General features: G+C 68.3%; 1 protein-coding gene. It reads right to left on the reverse strand.

Annotation, left to right across the window (positions count from 1 at the left end; all coding sequences use genetic code 11):
* Nucleotides 1–25 precede the first annotated feature (25 nt).
* Nucleotides 26–1,378, reverse strand: a complete 1,353-nt coding sequence (locus E1211_RS32015; protein ID WP_132353974.1) for a KamA family radical SAM protein — start codon at nucleotides 1,376–1,378, stop codon at nucleotides 26–28.
* Nucleotides 1,379–1,389 lie beyond the last annotated feature (11 nt).

Here is a 1,389-nt window from a genome sequence, read left to right on the forward strand (position 1 = left end):
GTGGTGGGGGTGACGGGCGGTGGGGTCAGTCGTCGCGGTGCTCGGTCCACCACGCCTGGCCGGCTTCGGGCAGGGTGTCGATCGGGTCGTAGTAGGCGTAGCGCTTGTTGAGCGCCTCCAGGTCGGCGGACTCGATGGAGGTGCGGTAGTTCTTGGTCCAGTAGGAGATGCCGCGCTCGCGGTCGTACTCGGTGAGCATGTGCACCCAGCGTTTGCCGACGAAGGGGACGTCGCAGACGATGCGCGGGGTGGCGTAGCCGGGGAGGTAGCCCATGATGTCGTGCTGGAGCTGCTGGGCGTGCCAGACGGGGACCCGCCAGTGTTCGGCGTTGGGGATCATGTCGCACATGTAGAAGTAGTACGGCAGGATGCCCGCTTCGCCCTGCAGGGCGAAGCAGAGGTCGAGCAGGTCGGCGCTGGTGGCGTTGACGCCGCGCATGAGTACGCCCTGGTTGCGGACGTCACGGACGCCGACGTCGAGGGCGGTCTGGGCGGCCCTGGCGACCAGTGGGGTCAGCGACTGGGCGTGGTTGACGTGGGTGTGGATGGCGAGGTTGACGCCGCGGCGGGCGGCGGTGCGGGCGACCCGTTCGAGTCCTTCGACGACGTCGGGCTGGAGCCAGTGTTGCGGTAGGCCCATGAGGGCCTTGGTGGCGAGGCGGATGTCGCGGATGGTTTCGATCTCGAGCAGGCGCATGAGGTAGGACTCGAGGTTGCGCCACGGCACGTTGGCGACGTCGCCGCCGGAGACGACCACGTCGCGGACGCCCGGGTGGGCCTTGAGGTAGGCGATGTGGGCGTCGTAGCGGTCGACCGGCTTGAGCGTGAGTTTGAGTTTGTCGACGCTGGGGGTGGAGTTGCCGACGAGGTCCATGCGGGTGCAGTGGCCGCAGTACTGCGGGCAGGTGGAGAGCAGTTCGGCGAGGACCTTGGTGGGGTAGCGGTGGGTGAGGCCTTCGGCGACCCACATGTCGTGTTCGTGGAGGCTGTCGCGGCTGGCGTAGGGGTGTGAGGGCCAGTCGCTGCGCCGGTCGGAGGCGACGGGGATCATGTAGCGCCGGACCGGGTCGGCGAGGAACGCCTCGGTGGTCATGGGGGCGAACGGCACCATGGTGTTGAGCATCTGGGGCGGTACCAGCATCGACATGGTGGCGAGGGCCTGCTGGTCGGCTTCGAGGTCGGCGTAGAAGGTCTCGTCGACGAGGTCGCCGAGGACGGTGCGGAGCTGCTTGATGTTCTTGACGCAGTTGACGCGTTGCCATTGGGCGGATTCCCACTGTTCGCGGGTGACGTGGCGCCAGCCGGGGAAGCGGGTCCAGTCGGGTTCGACGAGTGGGGCGCGCCGGTATTCGTAGGGCTGGCCGGCGGTGGGCACCACGGTCGGGGTGG

This window comes from Micromonospora sp. 15K316, assembly GCF_004348525.1.
Classification (GTDB): domain Bacteria; phylum Actinomycetota; class Actinomycetes; order Mycobacteriales; family Micromonosporaceae; genus Micromonospora.